The organism is Sphingomonas endolithica, assembly GCF_025231525.1.
Classification (GTDB): domain Bacteria; phylum Pseudomonadota; class Alphaproteobacteria; order Sphingomonadales; family Sphingomonadaceae; genus Sphingomonas; species Sphingomonas endolithica.
The window spans coordinates 2,747,098-2,761,833 of the sequence record NZ_CP103057.1 but is presented as its reverse complement, the minus strand read 5'-3'; the positions used below and the strand labels follow the sequence as shown (position 1 = coordinate 2,761,833).

The following is a 14,736-nucleotide window of genomic DNA, read 5'->3' as shown; positions in this document are numbered from 1 at the left end:
TCCTATGGCGACTGATCATCAGCGAGCGTTTTGGCCTGCGGGGCGCTTCTTGCCCAGCTTGCGACGCAATCCAAGAGAAAGCGCCGACGCCACTAGTCGGTCGTGGGCTCACGCATGTCCAACTCGACGATTGGGCCGCCAGTTGCTGGGCGGCTCATGCCGCTGAATTGGTCCTGCGAACCTATCAGGCAGGCGGCGTGAGTACCGAACCGTCGCATTCCTGCCCATCGTCTTGAACCACATTTGACGTGACCCCCGTTTTTTTCCTCCAGTTGGAGCTAGAGTCCGACCCCGGAAAGGGACGGACAGATGAAGCGGAAGCAGTTTTCTGAAGAGCAAATCATCGGCATCCTGAAGGAAGCCGAGGCAGGTGCGGTGGTGACGGATCTGTGTCGCCGGCACGGGATGTCTAGCGGCACCTATTACGCTTGGAAGGCCAAGTTCGGCGGTCTGGAGGTGTCCGACGCGAAGCGTCTACGGGCGCTTGAGGAAGAGAACGCCCGGCTCAAACGGTTGCTGGCGGACACAATGCTGGACAACGCAGGTCTGAAGGACCTGCTGTCAAAGAAATGGTGACGCCCGCCGCGAAGCGGGAAGCGGTCGCGCATCTCCAGACGACGCTGGGGATGAGCGAGCGGCGGGCGTGTATGGTCGTCGGAGCGGATCGCACGAGCATGCGGTATCGCTCGTGTCGGGGGGATAATGGCGACCTGCGGTCGCGTCTGCGTGACTTGGCGCAGCAGCGTCGGCGGTTCGGCTATCGGCGACTGCATATCCTGCTGCGCCGGGACGGCATCACAATCAACCGCAAGAAGACCCAGCGGCTCTACCGCGAGGAAGGTCTGACAGTGCGTCGCCGGAAGGGACGAAAGCGCGCCGCCGGCGCGCGGGCGCCGGCCCCGGTGTTGGCGCTGCCCAACCAGCGCTGGAGCCTGGACTTCGTGCACGATCAGATGGCTACGGGGCGGCGGTTCCGCATCCTCAACATCGTCGACGACGTAACGCGCGAATGCTTGCGGGCGGTGCTCGACACGTAGATCTCGGGCAAGCGGGTGGTGCGCGAGCTGGGCGACCTGGTCGCCGAGCGCGGCGCCTCCAGGATGATCGTCAGCGACAACGGGACCGAACTGACCTCGGACGCAGTGCTCGCATGGTCGGGCGATGCCGGCGCCGAGTGGCACTATATCGCACCAGGCAAGCCTACGCAGAACGGGTTCGTCGAGAGCTTCAACGGTCGCATGCGCGACGAGCTGCTCAACGAGACGCTGTTCTTCACAGTCCGCCAGGCGCGCTCGATCCTCGCGCGCTGGGTCGATGATTACAACACCGAGCGGCCGCACTCCTCGCTCGGCTACGCCACACCAGCGGCGTTCACCGCCGAACTCGAAAAGCAACGGGCGGGCTTAAACCCGGCCGTTGCTTCACCCGCGCTCCTGCGCGACAACAACGGTCGGTCTCTGGTTGCCGCTGGGTGAAAGGCGGGGGTCACGTCACATTTCACCTACGGTTTGGTGCCGGGTCGATGAGCCCATCGCCGCCTTCATTGACATGGGATGTGCGAGAACTCGTCTACACCTACGACATGGGAGACGACTGGCGACACATCGTCGCCGAGACGGTCGGTCGCGGCGAGCCGGACGTCAAGTACCCCGCTTTGTCGCCGACGAGCGGCGCTGCCCGCCCGAAGGCATCGGCGGCTTATCCCCGATACGAGATGTTCTTGGACCCCATGGCCGCCCCACCCACGAGGACCACGACCTTACTGCGACTGGTATAGCAGTCCTATAATTCCGACGACATGGACGAGCATTTCACCAAGCGCGCGTCACCGCCATACCACCCGTCGCCATACGGCCAGGCCGCCTACCAAAAGAACCGACCGAAATAACTAACGGCCTACCGACCGCGCTTACCTGCTTCGGTTCTGCGCTGCTCACCTGGCGAGGCACTGCGACCGCCCGGAAAAGGGTCCAATACTATCTGCGGCTTGGACTCCAACGAGGCAATGAGCCTTGCTGGTCTCTCATCTAACCGCAAGGTGCTGCCGCGCATGGCGCGATCAGCAGCTAGGGAGGAGTAAATCTTTAGATCGTCTACTGGGATGGTCTTCGTGGCCAGTTCGGCAACGGGCGTACTCAGAGGAGCGAGAGCATCCGTGTTCAAGGAGCCCGCGACCTCACGTGCGGAATGTGTCCATGTAGTTTCCGGTTCAATGCCGGCATATCGTTGCTGGAAAGCCTTGGATTCTCCCCATCTTCCACTCCAGCGGTAGAAAATGTGTGCTCCGATACTGGTGGCTCGTACCAACGACGAAGCCCAGTAGGGTACCACCCAATTGGCATGGTAGTGCGTGGAATAACCAACAGGTTTGAAAACAAAGCCGGCCAACGCCGCGGTCGCTACCTGCTGAGCGCGCATCCATGCTCGCTTCGATATCGTGCGGGAAAGTGAACCGTCGCAAGTGAAGGTGAACTGGCAACCGGTGACCCGCTCTGCACCTTGATAGACAACGCCACATACACTCGCCGGGAAAGCTGGGTTGCGGACGCGATTTAACACGACCTGGGCAACCGCGCGTTGGCCGGCAAGCTCCTGCGAAGCAGCTTCGTAATACACGGCTTCAGTGAGGCATTTGGCTGCACGAGCGAGGTTTGCGGGAGTGTCTGCATCACGAAATGGTGCAGCCGGGGGACCAACGTTCCCGGCAGGCAATTGTTTTGCATTCAAAGCGAGTGCTTCGCTGGCTGTGATCGGAAGGTATTGCACGGGTGCGACTACTGGTAAGTCGACAAGGCGAACAGCTTCCGAAGCCTTGCGGACGATCGCGTTGGTTTGCTGTGTTGTCGCGGCGGAACTATGCCGCGGTGCCAACCACGTGCGTACCAGCGTAGCGGCGATGACGCTCGCGGTCACGATGAGCACGGCGCAAAAGGCGTAATATTTTCTCATGTTTGATGCGCGCCCGTAGCAGAAGCCGCGCATTTCGGCAGCGAAGATCCAGTCTCGTCCTGGGACAACCTGATCGTGCTAGGCCACGTGGACAAAGGTTGACGATCGACTGATCGGTTGATTCAAGGCTGCTTTTTGGAGGCGGCATGGGCGAGCGGATCGGGATTTCCGATAGTGAGTGGGCGCTGATTGCTCCACTGCTGCCAGCGGAACGTGGCCGTGGCTGTCGACCTGCAGGCGATAATCGGCCCTATTTCTAAGGCATGATGTAGATGGCGCGGACGGGCGGGCAGTGGGGGCATTTGGCGGATGAATACGGCAAGTGGAACAGCGTGTTTCGGCGCTACCGCCGCTGGGTCGTGACGGGCGTGTCCGAAGCCATGCTGGAGAGGCTCGCCGCCGTGGTCGAGCGGGAGGATACCACCGCCGACATGATCGACAGCACCGTGGTCCGTGCACACCACTGCGCCGTCGGCGTCGAAAAGGGATCAAGAAACCGAGGGGCTTGGCCGATCGCGAGGCGGCTTCACGACTAAGCTGCACGCCCACTTCGATGGTCAGGGCCGTCCCCTATGCTTCGTCCTGACGCCGGGACAGGCTCACGACGTGAAGGGCTTTGGTCCGTTATTGGGGATGCTGGCCGACCCCGTCGAGGCGCTGCTCGCCGACAAGGGCTATGACGCCGACTCCATCCGCGAGGAACTCGCCAAGGCAGATGTCGAGACGGTCACTCCAGCCAAGAGAGCAACCGCCGCATGCCGATCCCGCATGACCGCGAGAAATACCGCTGGCGCAATCTCGCCGAGCGCTTGTTCAGCAAGCTCAAGAACTGGCGTCGTGTCGCCACTCGCTATGACAAAACCGCAGAATCTTACCTCGGCTTCGGCGCGCTCGCCTCAGTTACGCTCTGGCTGCCCTTTGTCCACGTGGCCTAGTCCTCGGCAGAAGGTAACGGTAATTTGTCGCTCAAAGGCGACGATCCCCGCTTTGCGGATTACGACGGCTTTCTAACGAATCGAGTATATCGGTTGCGAGATGACAGAAGGTGGGTCGGGGGCTTGCCTGCGCAGATTACCACAGCGAACTGCAGCGACTCACCGTAGATCAGGGAATGCGCCTGTCGCTCGTCCCGGCGGTTAAGAGTCGAACCGACCGATATTCGTCATGGTATCGCGATTGCACAAGTATGAAGATCGCGCTTAGAACATCCCTACGTCTGCGGGTATACTGAGGCGCCGACAAGGTCGCCCCCTCCTCTCCCACGGAGAGAATTGTGGCTACGGCAACTGTTTCTGCTGGCGGTGCGGACCAGATCCTTTTTTGAGATTTTTGCCTGGCACCTCGGCCGACGGTAATGCCCGGAGAGTGCCAGCAGGCAAGCAGCCCAACCTTATGCGCCCGTCCGGCTCACGACACGCGGCGTTCGGATTAGCACGAGGCACTGGTCGCCTACTGCCGGCGTGGTCCAAAGCTGCCACAGTAATCAAAAACACTGTCAGCATCTGATTTTCCTCTTTGAGCCGGGCAGTATCGTAGATGGTCCGGTCACAAATTAACATTTAATTAACATACTTGCATACGGCCGCCCAATTTGTCAGCTTCGAGCTATTGCAAAAGCGAATCACGCGTCATGGCAAAAAAGGTGGGCTGATGAAAAAGTCGATGAAGGTTGCGCTGGCAGTTGCCGGCTTGCTGCTGGCTAGCAATGCCTCAGCAACCAAGTATGTGGCGGGCGACCTGGCTAAGAGTTACATGACCTACACCACGGTTGACCAAGTCAACACCAGCAGGACGTCAGGTTACAGCGGTGTTGGCTCGCTCTTCATTTCGACCGTTTCAACGGCAACGACCGGCCTGGGAGGAGTTTGCACCGGTTCACTTATTGGTGGCGGCACTGTCCTGACGGCGGCACATTGTCTCTCGACTGACGCTGGCGATCCGATCACCTCGATTGCTTTTTATCTGCCGTCGTTCGGTGATCGTCGTGCGGCAGAAACCCAGATTTTCAGCGCAAGTGCCTTTGCAATACACCCAGATTACGCGGTCACAGGATTGGCGGGCGGCAACGATGTCGCAGCGTTCACAATTACCGGTGACACTACCGGCTACGAAAAATACGGCCTGTTCACCGGCGACCCGTTCCAGCAATATACCGAGGTAGGTGCCGGCACCGTGGGCGGGCCGCGTGGCACGAACGTTGGAGTGACGAGTGACTACCGAAAACGTTTGGGTAGCAACATCTACGAATATTACGGCAGCGACATCTTCAGTGGCTCGAGTGAAGGCGTTGTATTGTACGACTTCGATGACGGCACTGCCGCCCACGACGTATTTGGTCGCAACGACGGCTACGTTCAGCGCGGGGTTCTAGGAGAGTCTGCGGCCTCTCCCGGTGATTCTGGCGGGCCAGAGTTCATTAACGGAAAGATCGTCTCGGTAACGTCCTTTGGAATTACAGGCGGTATCTTTGACGGATATTGCGGTGGGAGCTCGACAGATCCTTACAATAACACCGGAAGTACTGTGGTCACGACGAACCTAGCAAACTGCACCAACTCATCGGTTGGTGAGATCGGCGGCAACACTCTCGTCTCGTACAACCGTAACTTCATCGATGGTTATCTAAATGGTACGGTTGCAACACTAGCGCCGGTGCCCGAGCCCGCAACCTGGGCGATGATGCTGACGGGTTTTGGGATCATCGGCTTTGCCATGCGCCGTCGTAAATCGCTTAAGACGATTGTCGGGTACGCATAAGCTCGTTTGTAACATGAAGAGGGGGCCGCTGGCCGAAAGGCTGGCGGTCTGTCGCTGCGTGCCCGGTACCGTCCGATGATGCGGTATCTTCAGTAAATCACCCGCACCGTGCGTTGCATGGGCGCTGTCTTCGCGAAGCGGTGTCGCAGCTACGACAGCAGCAGCGATATCGACGAGATCGGCACGGTACACGCCTAGATAGCTTGTGTCACCTCATAGGATTCCTTTTTCGTAGGTTAGCTAAACGACTAGGAGCTGCTGTCGTGATGGAAGGCGGAAATTAGAAGCCACCTTGTCACAGAGGCTTCACAATTCCCTGCAAGGGAATTAACGCGATCTTAACGAACGGGAAATTTGACACCATGAAGATGATACATGCAGCGGCGTTTGCCGGAGCCGCTCTCCTTGGAGCGCCTGCAAGTGCTGCAACGCTCATACAGTATGATTTTACCGGCGCGCCGGGCAACCAGCCATTCACCGCCGCCAGCAACGTGGCGGATGGGCTGACCGGCCGATCGTTCACCCGCGGGGCGGGGCTCGCTTCACCAAGCGGAAGTGATTCGATCAACGCGAACGGATTTAACGCTCAGGCAACTGACTATTTCAGCTTCGGTCTCAATCTGAACTCGGGCTTCAGTGCATCTGTAAGCCAAATTCTGCTTGGCACCCGATCGTCAGGCACCGGACCGGGCTTTGTTAATTTGCTCGCGTCTGTTGATAATGGCGCATTCATGACGATCGCGTCATTTGCACAGCGGGGGACAAATGATCTTTTCCAAAGCATTTCGTTCGGCCCGCTTACGGCATTGAGCAGCATTGAATTCCGTTTGACGGCAGCCAATCAAACGTCGGCAAACGGCGGTACGATCGCTTCTGGCGGAACCTTCCGCGTGGAGAATTATGCACCTGGCAGCACTAACACGCCGGTTTCAATCAACGGTAACGTTACCCCTCTTCTTGCCGCTGTCCCCGAGCCCGCAACTTGGGGTATGATGATCCTGGGCTTCGGTGTCGTTGGTGGTGCGATGCGCCGTCGTCCTAAGGTCCGTACGACTGTTGCCTACGCCTGATCAGCCGTTAGACGAGAGAGTACTGGGTCGTCATCCCGAGAGATGGCGGCCCTTCTCTTTTGAGCGAACGCTGATGATACCTGACGCGGAGACCACCGCACGCGCATTGCGCCGCGAAGAGCCGCAATGGAGGCACATTCCCCCCGTGAACAGTATCGCTATTGCAACGGCGCACGCGACTAATACCTCGATCAAGAACCAACCAATCTGAGCGTATGATGGGCGGTGGCCACCGATCTGTTCACATTTGGAGATGTCTACGCCATGTCGCGTTCAGCAGGCGAGGCAGTCATCGCCATCCTTCTCCAGCCGCTTTCGCTCATGATGCTTGTGCTGGTACTCTGCATGCTTTTCATGGTTCTGAGAGCAGCGACAGCGTGCAATGGCAGCGACTTCGGGGGCAGGACCGCCGACGGCGGCAAGGTGATCTCGGTGAAAGCGACATTCGCCGGCGTGCGTGGAATGCCTCCTGTGTTTGCTGTCGCGACCAACAGTGCAAACCCATTATTCGCCATTGGGCCCAGGGGCCTAGAATATCGGGTGCTCCGGACTCATAAGCGAAGCTTTGCGGACATCGAACAAATCGACGTTCAAACGGCTTGGCGCACGGTTAACATAGAGGTGCTGTTCCGCGGAGATGTCCTGACCTTGGCGGTCAACGTCGGCACAGAAGCGACGGCACGAGCGACACTGGCCCTTTTTCCCGCCGCCACCCCAATGACCATCCGGGCCAGAATGCTTTTGATTCCTAGCGAATTGCTACTGGCCCGCGCGGGGACGTGACGAAGTCCGCGTCCATCAGATTGCGTCCGCTTTGATCATCTAGAAATGAGCGATGCACCAACTCAGGCTCGGGACTTACAAAAATCGCGTTGGAGCCCAATGCGGCTGATGAAAGTCATCCCGCTGGTCTTGGTCGGCGCCCTGTCATGGACGCTTGGAGAAGATACTGCCTCAGACGCATCATCTGCTTATCCGTTGCCCCGTACAGGTCAAAAATGCCCGTTTTGTCGCAGAACTTGCGTCAGATCGCCTCTACCCCATCAATGAGTCATCCCGCATCGTTAAGATATTCTGTTAAGTATAGGGCAAATTCCCAACGGTCTGAATGTCCCAAAATAAATCGTGCATTTTGCCTTTACGCCCTGTCGGCGCCTTCGAGCGACGATCGTGTAATACGTGGTCAAGATTGCTTTTCTGAGCTAGTGTCTCTTTCCCGAAAGTTTCCTTGTGACACTGGAGGCGGGCTTCGTCGGGTGAGCAGCCGACGGTAAGAGCTGATTGCGCCTGCAGGTTAAGGACGGCGCAACCATAGGGAGGAATAGGAGTTATTAAGCGATGGAGAGCAAGCTGCATTTAATCCGACATAGCATCCGCTGGACGGCCTCAATCGCTAAGCGATGGCCGATTACAACGGGGTTCGTCGCCGTGGGCACAAGCGTGTTCGGTATCGTCGGCGCCGGCGAGGCGCTCACCAGTCCGTCGTACAATGTCGCTGCCACCCCCAAGGCTCACCCTGCCGATCCAGACAGCTTGTTCGATGCCCGCTCGCCTGGCGGTCGTCGTTACGGTAGGCTTTTCAACACAAAACAGCCTCGCACGGGCTTTGACGTCGGCCCGCCGGACGAGCGTGTCCTGACGTCCGTGCGTCGGCACCCTGGGGCGCCTGTGCTGCCAAGCAATACGCCCGTCGTCGTCCCCTTTAGCGCGCCCGATAGTGTGTTCGAGCCCGCACCGTCGCAACCGACTGATGATGCTTTGCTCGACGCTGCCGTTCCCACTGGCACGGGTGGAGTGTTCGTCCCAACCGGGGCGGCTGGCGGCGGGGTCTTGCCTGGCCCGGGCGGTGGAAGCGGAGGTCCTGGCACTGGGGGTACGCCGGGTGACGGCGATACTGTCACGCCACCGCCCGCGGTGCCGGAGCCTGCAACCTGGGGGATGCTCGTCCTCGGGTTCTTCGCTATTGGCGGCATAATGCGGCGACGGCAGCTCAATCTCCAGTTTCATGAGGCGCGATAGAATTATCTTAGCGCGAAGCGCGATTCTGTTGACGATTGCGGCGATGATGGCGGCAGCCTGCCGACAGTCGCCCGAGACGATTGAGAATCTGCAGCTTCCCGCACGGGCGACAGCCGGGCGGACAACTGGCGGCGAAGCTACGGTCGATGGCCGCATCCGTTATGACCCGAACACCCGGCCAGTATTTGTCGCACCTGATGGCAGTCGACATCCCATCGCTAGCCTACTCGCATTACCCGGCAAGATGACGTTCGGCGATTTCGTCTGGAACGATCGCGCGGTCAGCGCAAAACCGATCTGGATCCGGGTGGACCTCCCCCGGCAACTGATCTCAGTCTTCCGCGGTGCCGATGAGATCGGCACCGCAGTGATCGTCTACGGCTCCGACGGTAAGGCGACGCCTTCGGGCACCTTCCCGATCCTCGGCAAAGAACGGATGCACCGATCGTCGCTGTATGATGCAGACATGCCGAACACGCTGTGGCTGACCCATGACGGCGTGGCCATTCACGCCAGCACGGTCGAACTCGGGCGCGCGACGCACGGATGCATCGGCATACCACCGGATTTTGCACGCAAGCTGTTCGCTGTCGCCAGCCCGGGCGATACCGCGATCATATTGCCTGCCCCGCCGAGTGCTGGTGCGGAGCTCGATACCGACGCTTAAAGCCGCGTTTACCAGCCTCTCTAACCGCACGGTCAGGACGGGAGGCCATACTCATTTTTCGATTGTCGAAGGATGAGGACAGCATGTTTTCCGGAGTGTTCGGCAGGTACCAGTTGCTCGCTCTGTTGGCGCTTGTTGGCGCACCGGCACTGACGGGAGCAAATGACGGTTTTGCTTCACGTCTTGTTTCGCGGCACAACGATGAGCGCGCGCGCTTCGACGTCCCTCCGCTAACCTGGGATCCCGCCCTGGCGCGGTCGGCTCGGGTCTGGGCCGATCATCTCGCGACGAGTGGGACGTTCCAGCATGCCCCCGAAAACGATGCGGCGCCGGAAGGCGAGAATCTGTGGGCCGGCACGCCTGGACGCTTCACGCCAGAAGCCATGGTCGATGCGTGGGCGCGGGAGCAGCGTTTCTTCCGTGTTGGGCACTTTCCCGCGAACAGCACTACCGGCCGCGTCGCCGATGTCGGTCATTATACGCAGTTGATGTGGCGGGCCACTCATTCAGTTGGATGTGCTCTCGCGCATGGCCGGCGCCAGGACGTCCTCGTATGTCGGTACAGCAAGGCGGGCAATTACGAAGGCGACGTGCCGTTTTGAGGTGTGACATTAGGATGTCCGACGCTTGCCCATGCAGGCGGACCGCCTTTAATAGGCATTCCGGTGCAACAGCACGAATAGCGTCCGTACCAGGATCGTGATGTCGGTCATCAGTGACCAATGTGTCAGATACTCCATGTCGCTCTCGAGCCGCTTGATCAAGTCGTCCTCATTGTCGGTAGAGCCCCGATAGCCGCGGACCTGTGCAAGCCCGGTCAGACCGGGCTTGATCGTGTGACGCAGCCAGTAACGGCGGTCGACCTGCCAGAAAAGATTGTCGCCAGCGCGTGAGCCCAGCGCATGGGGGCGCGGCCCGACTAGGCTCATGCTGCCTCCGATTACATTTAGCAATTGGGGCAGCTCGTCGAGGCTTGTCGCGCGAATGATGCGGCCAACGCGGGTGATACGCCGATCATCGCGAGCCGTGGAAGTGTTGCCGTGCCCGTCGCTGAGTTCCACATACATGCTTCGGAACTTGAGCACTTCAAACAGGCGGTTGGTGCGGCCCATCCGCTGCTGGCGGAACAGTACGGGGCCGGGCCCCTCCAGCCGGATTGCCAGCGCAACCAGCAGCATCGCGGGGGCCAATAGGATCAGCGCGATCACCGCAATGCTTAGGTCAAAGCCGCGTTTTAGCAGCCGATTGCGCATGTCCATCCGGCCGATTGACACGCGCACGCCCGCAAGACCCAGACCATGAGCATTGCCGAGTGGTTCGAGGCTGTGCAGTTCGGGAACCAACAGCTCGCCGTGGCAGTCAACGCTTTTCAGATAAAACGACCAACGCTCACGATCCTGGACCGCGCAGGATACCGTGACCCGATCGGCACCGGCGACGAGCTTTGAGAAACGATGCAGCATCAGCGGATCGGTTACTTCGGGACGAATGCCGAAGCTCGCCACGTTGATCCGTTCGACATCAGGTGGAATGTTCTCGGTGAAATTTCCATCGACGATCAACACGTGCCGGAAGAAGCTCGAGCCCAATCGCTTGATCAGCAACGGCAGCGGCAAGCGGACGAGAGTGAGGCCGACGATGCTCAGCAATGTTCCGGTGAAGAAGGCGACACGCGATACATCGGTGCTGTTTTTGGTGGCGAATAGCAGCATAATCGTGATCGCGGTCGCACCGATGATCGCGGTGAGCGCTTTCCAGATGCTGAGGTGACGAGCAATTAGGGTCGTATATGAATAGGCGCGGACGTAGAAGCTGACAGCCATAAATACGGGCACGATAAGCCAATAGCTAATCGTCAACATGTCGGTGACGCTGCGGTGCCGGATTACGTCTGACAAGCCGAAAGCCGTGATGACGACCGCAGTGTCGAGCAAAGCGAGCACAAGATAGAGCGCCGCGCGGACCATTTGGGTGTCTGCGCGGCCACTATGTCCCATGTAGAGGTCGTCTGCTTCCACTGTCACCTGGGCCGTCATGATCCGGTGATCTCCTGATGGCGATGCTCGCCGGTTCGCAGAAATAACGTTGTTATACACTTACCCACAATGACGATCATACCAGTGCACCAGTTCGGGACGGCGTCACATGAGCTGTCGGAAATAGGCGACGGTCCGTTCGAGCCCCTGATCGAGCGCGACCGTCGGCGCCCAGCCCAGTTTCTCGTGCGCGAGGCTGATGTCGGGGCGACGCTGGCGCGGATCGTCCTGCGGCAGTGGTAAGTAGCTAATTTCCGACTTGGAGCCCGTTATCGCGATCACCTTCTCGGCTAGTTCGAGCATCGAGAATTCGCCGGGATTGCCGATGTTGATCGGGCCGGTGACGTCGTCCGCGCTGTCCATGAGCCGCAGGAATCCCTCGATCAGATCATCAACATAACAGAAGCTGCGTGTTTGCGAGCCATCGCCATAGATCGGGATCGGTTCGCCCTTCAGCGCTGCAACGATGAAGTTTGATACGACGCGGCCATCTGATGGATGCATGCGCGGGCCATAGGTGTTGAAGATGCGCGCGACTTTAATGCCGAGATTATGCTGGCGGCGATAGTCAAAAAACAGGGTCTCGGCGCAGCGTTTGCCTTCGTCGTAGCAGGAACGCGGGCCGATCGGGTTCACATGGCCCCAATAATCCTCCTTCTGCGGATGAACGACGGGGTCGCCATACACCTCGCTGGTCGATGCCTGAAAGATCCTTGCGCCTGTCCGCTTGGCGAGACCAAGCATGTTGATCGCCCCGTGAACGCTGGTCTTGGTGGTCTGGACCGGATCGTGCTGGTAGTGGATCGGCGAAGCCGGACAAGCCAAATTGTAGATCTCGTCGACCTCGACGTAGAGCGGGATCGTCACGTCGTGGCGCATGAATTCGAAGCGGTCATGATCGCGCAGGTGCGCGATGTTCTGCTTGGTGCCGGTGAACAGATTATCGAGGCACAGCACCTCGTCGCCCCGTTCGATCAGCCGGTCGATCAGATGTGACCCGAGAAAGCCCGCTCCCCCTGTGACCATCACTCGTTTGCGAACGCCATATTGTCGCGCCATCATTTTTCCCCGTTAGTCTGTTGATTCCTCTCGTGAGCGAGGAAGATCGCTAAGGCAAGCGGCGCCTCGTAGGGGCGATAAGCCCCTATCGAGATGTGCCTATGCCATAGCAACGGATGCTGCCGCATTCGGATGGCCGCGCAGCCCAAAAAGTTACCATCTTAACAAAAGTATCGAAATGGAACGCGTCCCCCCAAGCCGCGCCTAGTCGCTTGGCCAAGGGCATCGCGCATGCTAAGAATTGGGCGGGGGCTGCGATCATATCACGGCAAGAAGTAGAGCCAGGATCTGGAAATAACGTTAATGGCGACCTCGGCAATCACGACAGGTAACAGCACGTCAGGAGCGATAGCGCCTCTGGTGTTGCTTGCCGGTTTGGCACTCGTGATCGTGCCGACTATGGCCTTCGTGGCGCGGGTGAGCTGGAGCACGGAATCGGGCGCGCATGGTCCGATCGTATTGTTCACCGGTCTGTGGCTGCTATGGCGATTGTGGCCCGAGGCCCGGCCTCTGGTCGCCCCGCCGCCCGCCGGGCTAGCGGCGATCGTGCTGCTGGTGACCCTGCCGCTTTACCTCCTCGCACGCATCGCGCAGATCGTCGAAATTCAGGGGTATTTGATGTATGCGGTTGCGCTAGCGACGACCTATGCGGTCATCGGTTTGCCGGCGATGCGGCGGCTATGGTTCCCGCTGCTCTATCTCGCTTTCATGTTTCCGCTGCCGGACACATTGGTCGCGGCGCTAACCGGGTCGCTCAAGACGACGATTTCGCATGCAGCGGTCTCCTTCCTTTATCAATTCGGCTATCCGATCGGCAGCGCCGGAGTTTCGATCCAGGTCGGCCAATTCCAGTTGCTCGTCGCGGCCGCCTGTTCAGGACTCAACTCGATCGTCGCGTTAACCGCGATCTCGCTGTTCTACGTCTATATCCGCCATCAGGCCGACTGGCGCTACGCGCTTTTGCTGACTCTGCTGATCCTGCCGGTGGCGATATTCACCAACTTCATCCGCGTACTGATCCTGATTCTGCTAACCTATCATGCCGGCGATGCGACCGCGCAGGGCTTCCTGCACAATTTCGCCGGCCTGACGATGTTCACTATTGCGCTGCTGACGATCTTCGCACTCGACAGCGTGATCGAACCAATCTGGCGCCGCATCACCGCCCGGAGTACGGCATGACTTCTACTTATTCGTCACTGCTTAACCGACGGAGTATGCTGATAGGCACCGCTTTACTGGGTGTCGGGGGCGCCGCGATCGCCCGCCAGCCCGAGCCGATCGCGGTACCAGTGCGTAAGGAAGCACTCGACAAGCTGATCCCGCTACAGATCGGCAACTGGACGTATCGCGATGCGTCCGGAATCGTGCTGCCGCCGCCCGACGCCTTGTCCGACGCGCTTTACAGCGGGCTCGTCACCCGCAGTTACGTCTCGCCCGATCGCCTGCCGATGATGTTACTGGTTGCCTATAGCAACGTTCAGGATGGCATGTTGCAGGTCCACAGGCCGGAGGTCTGCTATCCGGCGGGCGGCTATCATCTGTCGCCGACCCAGGTAGAACAGGTGCCCAACGGCGTAGGCGGCGGTATTTCGGCCAACATCTTCTCGGCCGATGGTATTAGCCGGACCGAGCAGGTGCTGTACTGGACGCGGATCGGCAACAGCTTTCCAACCAGCTGGCTTGACCAGCGGATGGCAGTGGTACGTGCCAACCTCGACGGCATGATCCCTGATGGTATCCTCGTCAGGCTATCCACGCTTGCGCCGGACATGCCCGCGGCGCAGGCCGACCTGGCGGCGTTCGCCGCGCAATTGGTCGAAAGCGCATCGCCGGCTGCCCGCCAACTGCTGATTGGCAGGGCCTAGCGCCGTCGCCACAGCTCCAGCGGCTTTAGTACCACATGAACATAGGCGACCACTCCGACGATGATCGCGACCGCGACAAGGGTTTGTCCATGATTGCCAGCGTAATTGGCGACCGCACAACCTATAGCGGGAATGATGTACTGCCAAAGGTGATCGCTCGGCTCCGCCTTCGACGAACGTTCGAGAAACAGGACGATCAAGCCCCCGAACAACGCCAAGGTGATCCAATCAAAGGGAGTTTCCACGTCGGCGGGGCCTTTCTGCAATAATGTTGCCGCCCTATCCTAAAATATTCGCTATCTCCAGAGGAA

15 protein-coding genes and 2 pseudogenes are annotated in these 14,736 nt (G+C 59.3%); 13 read left to right on the top strand and 4 right to left on the bottom strand.

Annotated elements, in window-relative coordinates:
* Window positions 1-309: 309 nt before the first annotated feature.
* Window positions 310-1,475: pseudogene (locus NV382_RS12950) on the top strand (IS3 family transposase).
* Between the two features lie 47 nt (window positions 1,476-1,522).
* The gene (locus NV382_RS19720) at window positions 1,523-1,777 is read left to right on the top strand and encodes an IS1096 element passenger TnpR family protein (RefSeq protein WP_418066696.1); all 255 of its coding nucleotides are present in this window, start codon (window positions 1,523-1,525) and stop codon (window positions 1,775-1,777) included.
* Window positions 1,778-1,896: 119 nt separating this feature from the next.
* Here NV382_RS19720 and NV382_RS12945 read toward each other — a convergent pair whose 3' ends face one another.
* On the bottom strand, window positions 1,897-2,949 hold the full coding sequence (locus NV382_RS12945; RefSeq protein WP_260597151.1) for a cell wall hydrolase: 1,053 nt from the start codon (window positions 2,947-2,949) through the stop codon (window positions 1,897-1,899).
* 272 nt (window positions 2,950-3,221) lie between these two features.
* Between NV382_RS12945 and NV382_RS12940 the strand changes: the two genes are divergently transcribed.
* From NV382_RS12940 to NV382_RS12905, 9 genes and pseudogenes are all read left to right on the top strand, one after another.
* On the top strand, window positions 3,222-3,485 hold the full coding sequence (locus tag NV382_RS12940; protein WP_260597150.1) for a hypothetical protein: 264 nt from the start codon (window positions 3,222-3,224) through the stop codon (window positions 3,483-3,485).
* Window positions 3,403-3,648, top strand: a pseudogene (locus NV382_RS19715) (transposase); the annotation flags it as partial. The gene NV382_RS12940 and the pseudogene NV382_RS19715, both read left to right, overlap by 83 nt.
* A 56-nt stretch (window positions 3,649-3,704) precedes the next feature.
* A complete protein-coding gene (locus tag NV382_RS12935; protein ID WP_260597149.1) occupies window positions 3,705-3,884 on the top strand; it encodes a hypothetical protein in 180 nt (59 codons plus the stop codon).
* Between the two features lie 715 nt (window positions 3,885-4,599).
* On the top strand, window positions 4,600-5,706 hold the full coding sequence (locus NV382_RS12930) for a PEPxxWA-CTERM sorting domain-containing protein (RefSeq protein ID WP_418066695.1): 1,107 nt from the start codon (window positions 4,600-4,602) through the stop codon (window positions 5,704-5,706).
* 362 nt (window positions 5,707-6,068) lie between these two features.
* Window positions 6,069-6,776: a PEPxxWA-CTERM sorting domain-containing protein gene (locus NV382_RS12920; protein ID WP_260597148.1), complete on the top strand. Its 708-nt coding sequence runs from the start codon at window positions 6,069-6,071 to the stop codon at window positions 6,774-6,776.
* A 225-nt stretch (window positions 6,777-7,001) separates the two neighbouring features.
* Window positions 7,002-7,559 (top strand): hypothetical protein, encoded by a 558-nt coding sequence (locus NV382_RS12915; protein WP_260597147.1) that lies wholly within the window; start codon window positions 7,002-7,004, stop codon window positions 7,557-7,559.
* Window positions 7,560-8,114: 555 nt separating this feature from the next.
* Window positions 8,115-8,795 carry a PEPxxWA-CTERM sorting domain-containing protein gene (locus NV382_RS19710; RefSeq protein ID WP_418066694.1) on the top strand — a complete coding sequence of 227 codons (681 nt, stop codon included), beginning with the start codon at window positions 8,115-8,117 and terminating at the stop codon, window positions 8,793-8,795.
* Between the two features lie 28 nt (window positions 8,796-8,823).
* Window positions 8,824-9,462, top strand: coding sequence for a L,D-transpeptidase family protein (locus NV382_RS12910; RefSeq protein ID WP_260597146.1), 639 nt, complete (start codon window positions 8,824-8,826; stop codon window positions 9,460-9,462).
* Between the two features lie 83 nt (window positions 9,463-9,545).
* A complete protein-coding gene (locus NV382_RS12905; protein WP_260597145.1) occupies window positions 9,546-10,064 on the top strand; it encodes a CAP domain-containing protein in 519 nt (172 codons plus the stop codon).
* Window positions 10,065-10,112: 48 nt separating this feature from the next.
* On the opposite strand, the gene NV382_RS12900 is transcribed toward NV382_RS12905, so the two are convergent.
* Window positions 10,113-11,498 (bottom strand): sugar transferase, encoded by a 1,386-nt coding sequence (locus tag NV382_RS12900; RefSeq protein WP_260597144.1) that lies wholly within the window; start codon window positions 11,496-11,498, stop codon window positions 10,113-10,115.
* Window positions 11,499-11,603: 105 nt separating this feature from the next.
* Window positions 11,604-12,560: a UDP-glucuronic acid decarboxylase family protein gene (locus NV382_RS12895; protein WP_418066693.1), complete on the bottom strand. Its 957-nt coding sequence runs from the start codon at window positions 12,558-12,560 to the stop codon at window positions 11,604-11,606.
* A 300-nt stretch (window positions 12,561-12,860) separates the two neighbouring features.
* Between NV382_RS12895 and xrtV the strand changes: the two genes are divergently transcribed.
* Both xrtV and epsI read left to right on the top strand, forming a co-directional pair.
* Window positions 12,861-13,739, top strand: a complete 879-nt coding sequence (gene xrtV / locus NV382_RS12890) for an exosortase V (protein ID WP_260597142.1) — start codon at window positions 12,861-12,863, stop codon at window positions 13,737-13,739.
* A gap of 35 nt (window positions 13,740-13,774) precedes the next feature.
* Complete coding sequence (epsI, locus tag NV382_RS12885; protein ID WP_260597141.1) at window positions 13,775-14,425, top strand: exosortase-associated protein EpsI, V-type; 651 nt, start codon at window positions 13,775-13,777, stop codon at window positions 14,423-14,425.
* On the opposite strand, the gene NV382_RS12880 is transcribed toward epsI, so the two are convergent.
* On the bottom strand, window positions 14,422-14,691 hold the full coding sequence (locus tag NV382_RS12880) for an XrtV sorting system accessory protein (protein WP_312026741.1): 270 nt from the start codon (window positions 14,689-14,691) through the stop codon (window positions 14,422-14,424). The genes epsI and NV382_RS12880 overlap by 4 nt on opposite strands.
* Between the last annotated feature and the right edge of the window lie 45 nt (window positions 14,692-14,736).

Bases quoted from the DNA above. Each gene is read 5' to 3' on its own strand.
- epsI (WP_260597141.1), top strand. From the start codon at position 13,775: ATGCTGATAGGCACCGCTTTACTGGGTGTCGGGGGCGCCGCGATCGCC.
- NV382_RS12935 (WP_260597149.1), top strand. From the start codon at position 3,705: ATGCCGATCCCGCATGACCGCGAGAAATACCGCTGGCGCAATCTCGCC.
- NV382_RS12905 (WP_260597145.1), top strand. From the start codon at position 9,546: ATGTTTTCCGGAGTGTTCGGCAGGTACCAGTTGCTCGCTCTGTTGGCG.
- NV382_RS19710 (WP_418066694.1), top strand. From the start codon at position 8,115: ATGGAGAGCAAGCTGCATTTAATCCGACATAGCATCCGCTGGACGGCC.
- NV382_RS12930 (WP_418066695.1), top strand. From the start codon at position 4,600: ATGAAAAAGTCGATGAAGGTTGCGCTGGCAGTTGCCGGCTTGCTGCTG.
- NV382_RS12920 (WP_260597148.1), top strand. From the start codon at position 6,069: ATGAAGATGATACATGCAGCGGCGTTTGCCGGAGCCGCTCTCCTTGGA.
- xrtV (WP_260597142.1), top strand. From the start codon at position 12,861: ATGGCGACCTCGGCAATCACGACAGGTAACAGCACGTCAGGAGCGATA.
- NV382_RS12945 (WP_260597151.1), bottom strand. From the start codon at position 2,949: ATGAGAAAATATTACGCCTTTTGCGCCGTGCTCATCGTGACCGCGAGC.
- NV382_RS12940 (WP_260597150.1), top strand. From the start codon at position 3,222: ATGGCGCGGACGGGCGGGCAGTGGGGGCATTTGGCGGATGAATACGGC.
- NV382_RS12900 (WP_260597144.1), bottom strand. From the start codon at position 11,498: ATGACGGCCCAGGTGACAGTGGAAGCAGACGACCTCTACATGGGACAT.
- NV382_RS12895 (WP_418066693.1), bottom strand. From the start codon at position 12,560: ATGATGGCGCGACAATATGGCGTTCGCAAACGAGTGATGGTCACAGGG.
- NV382_RS19720 (WP_418066696.1), top strand. From the start codon at position 1,523: ATGAGCCCATCGCCGCCTTCATTGACATGGGATGTGCGAGAACTCGTC.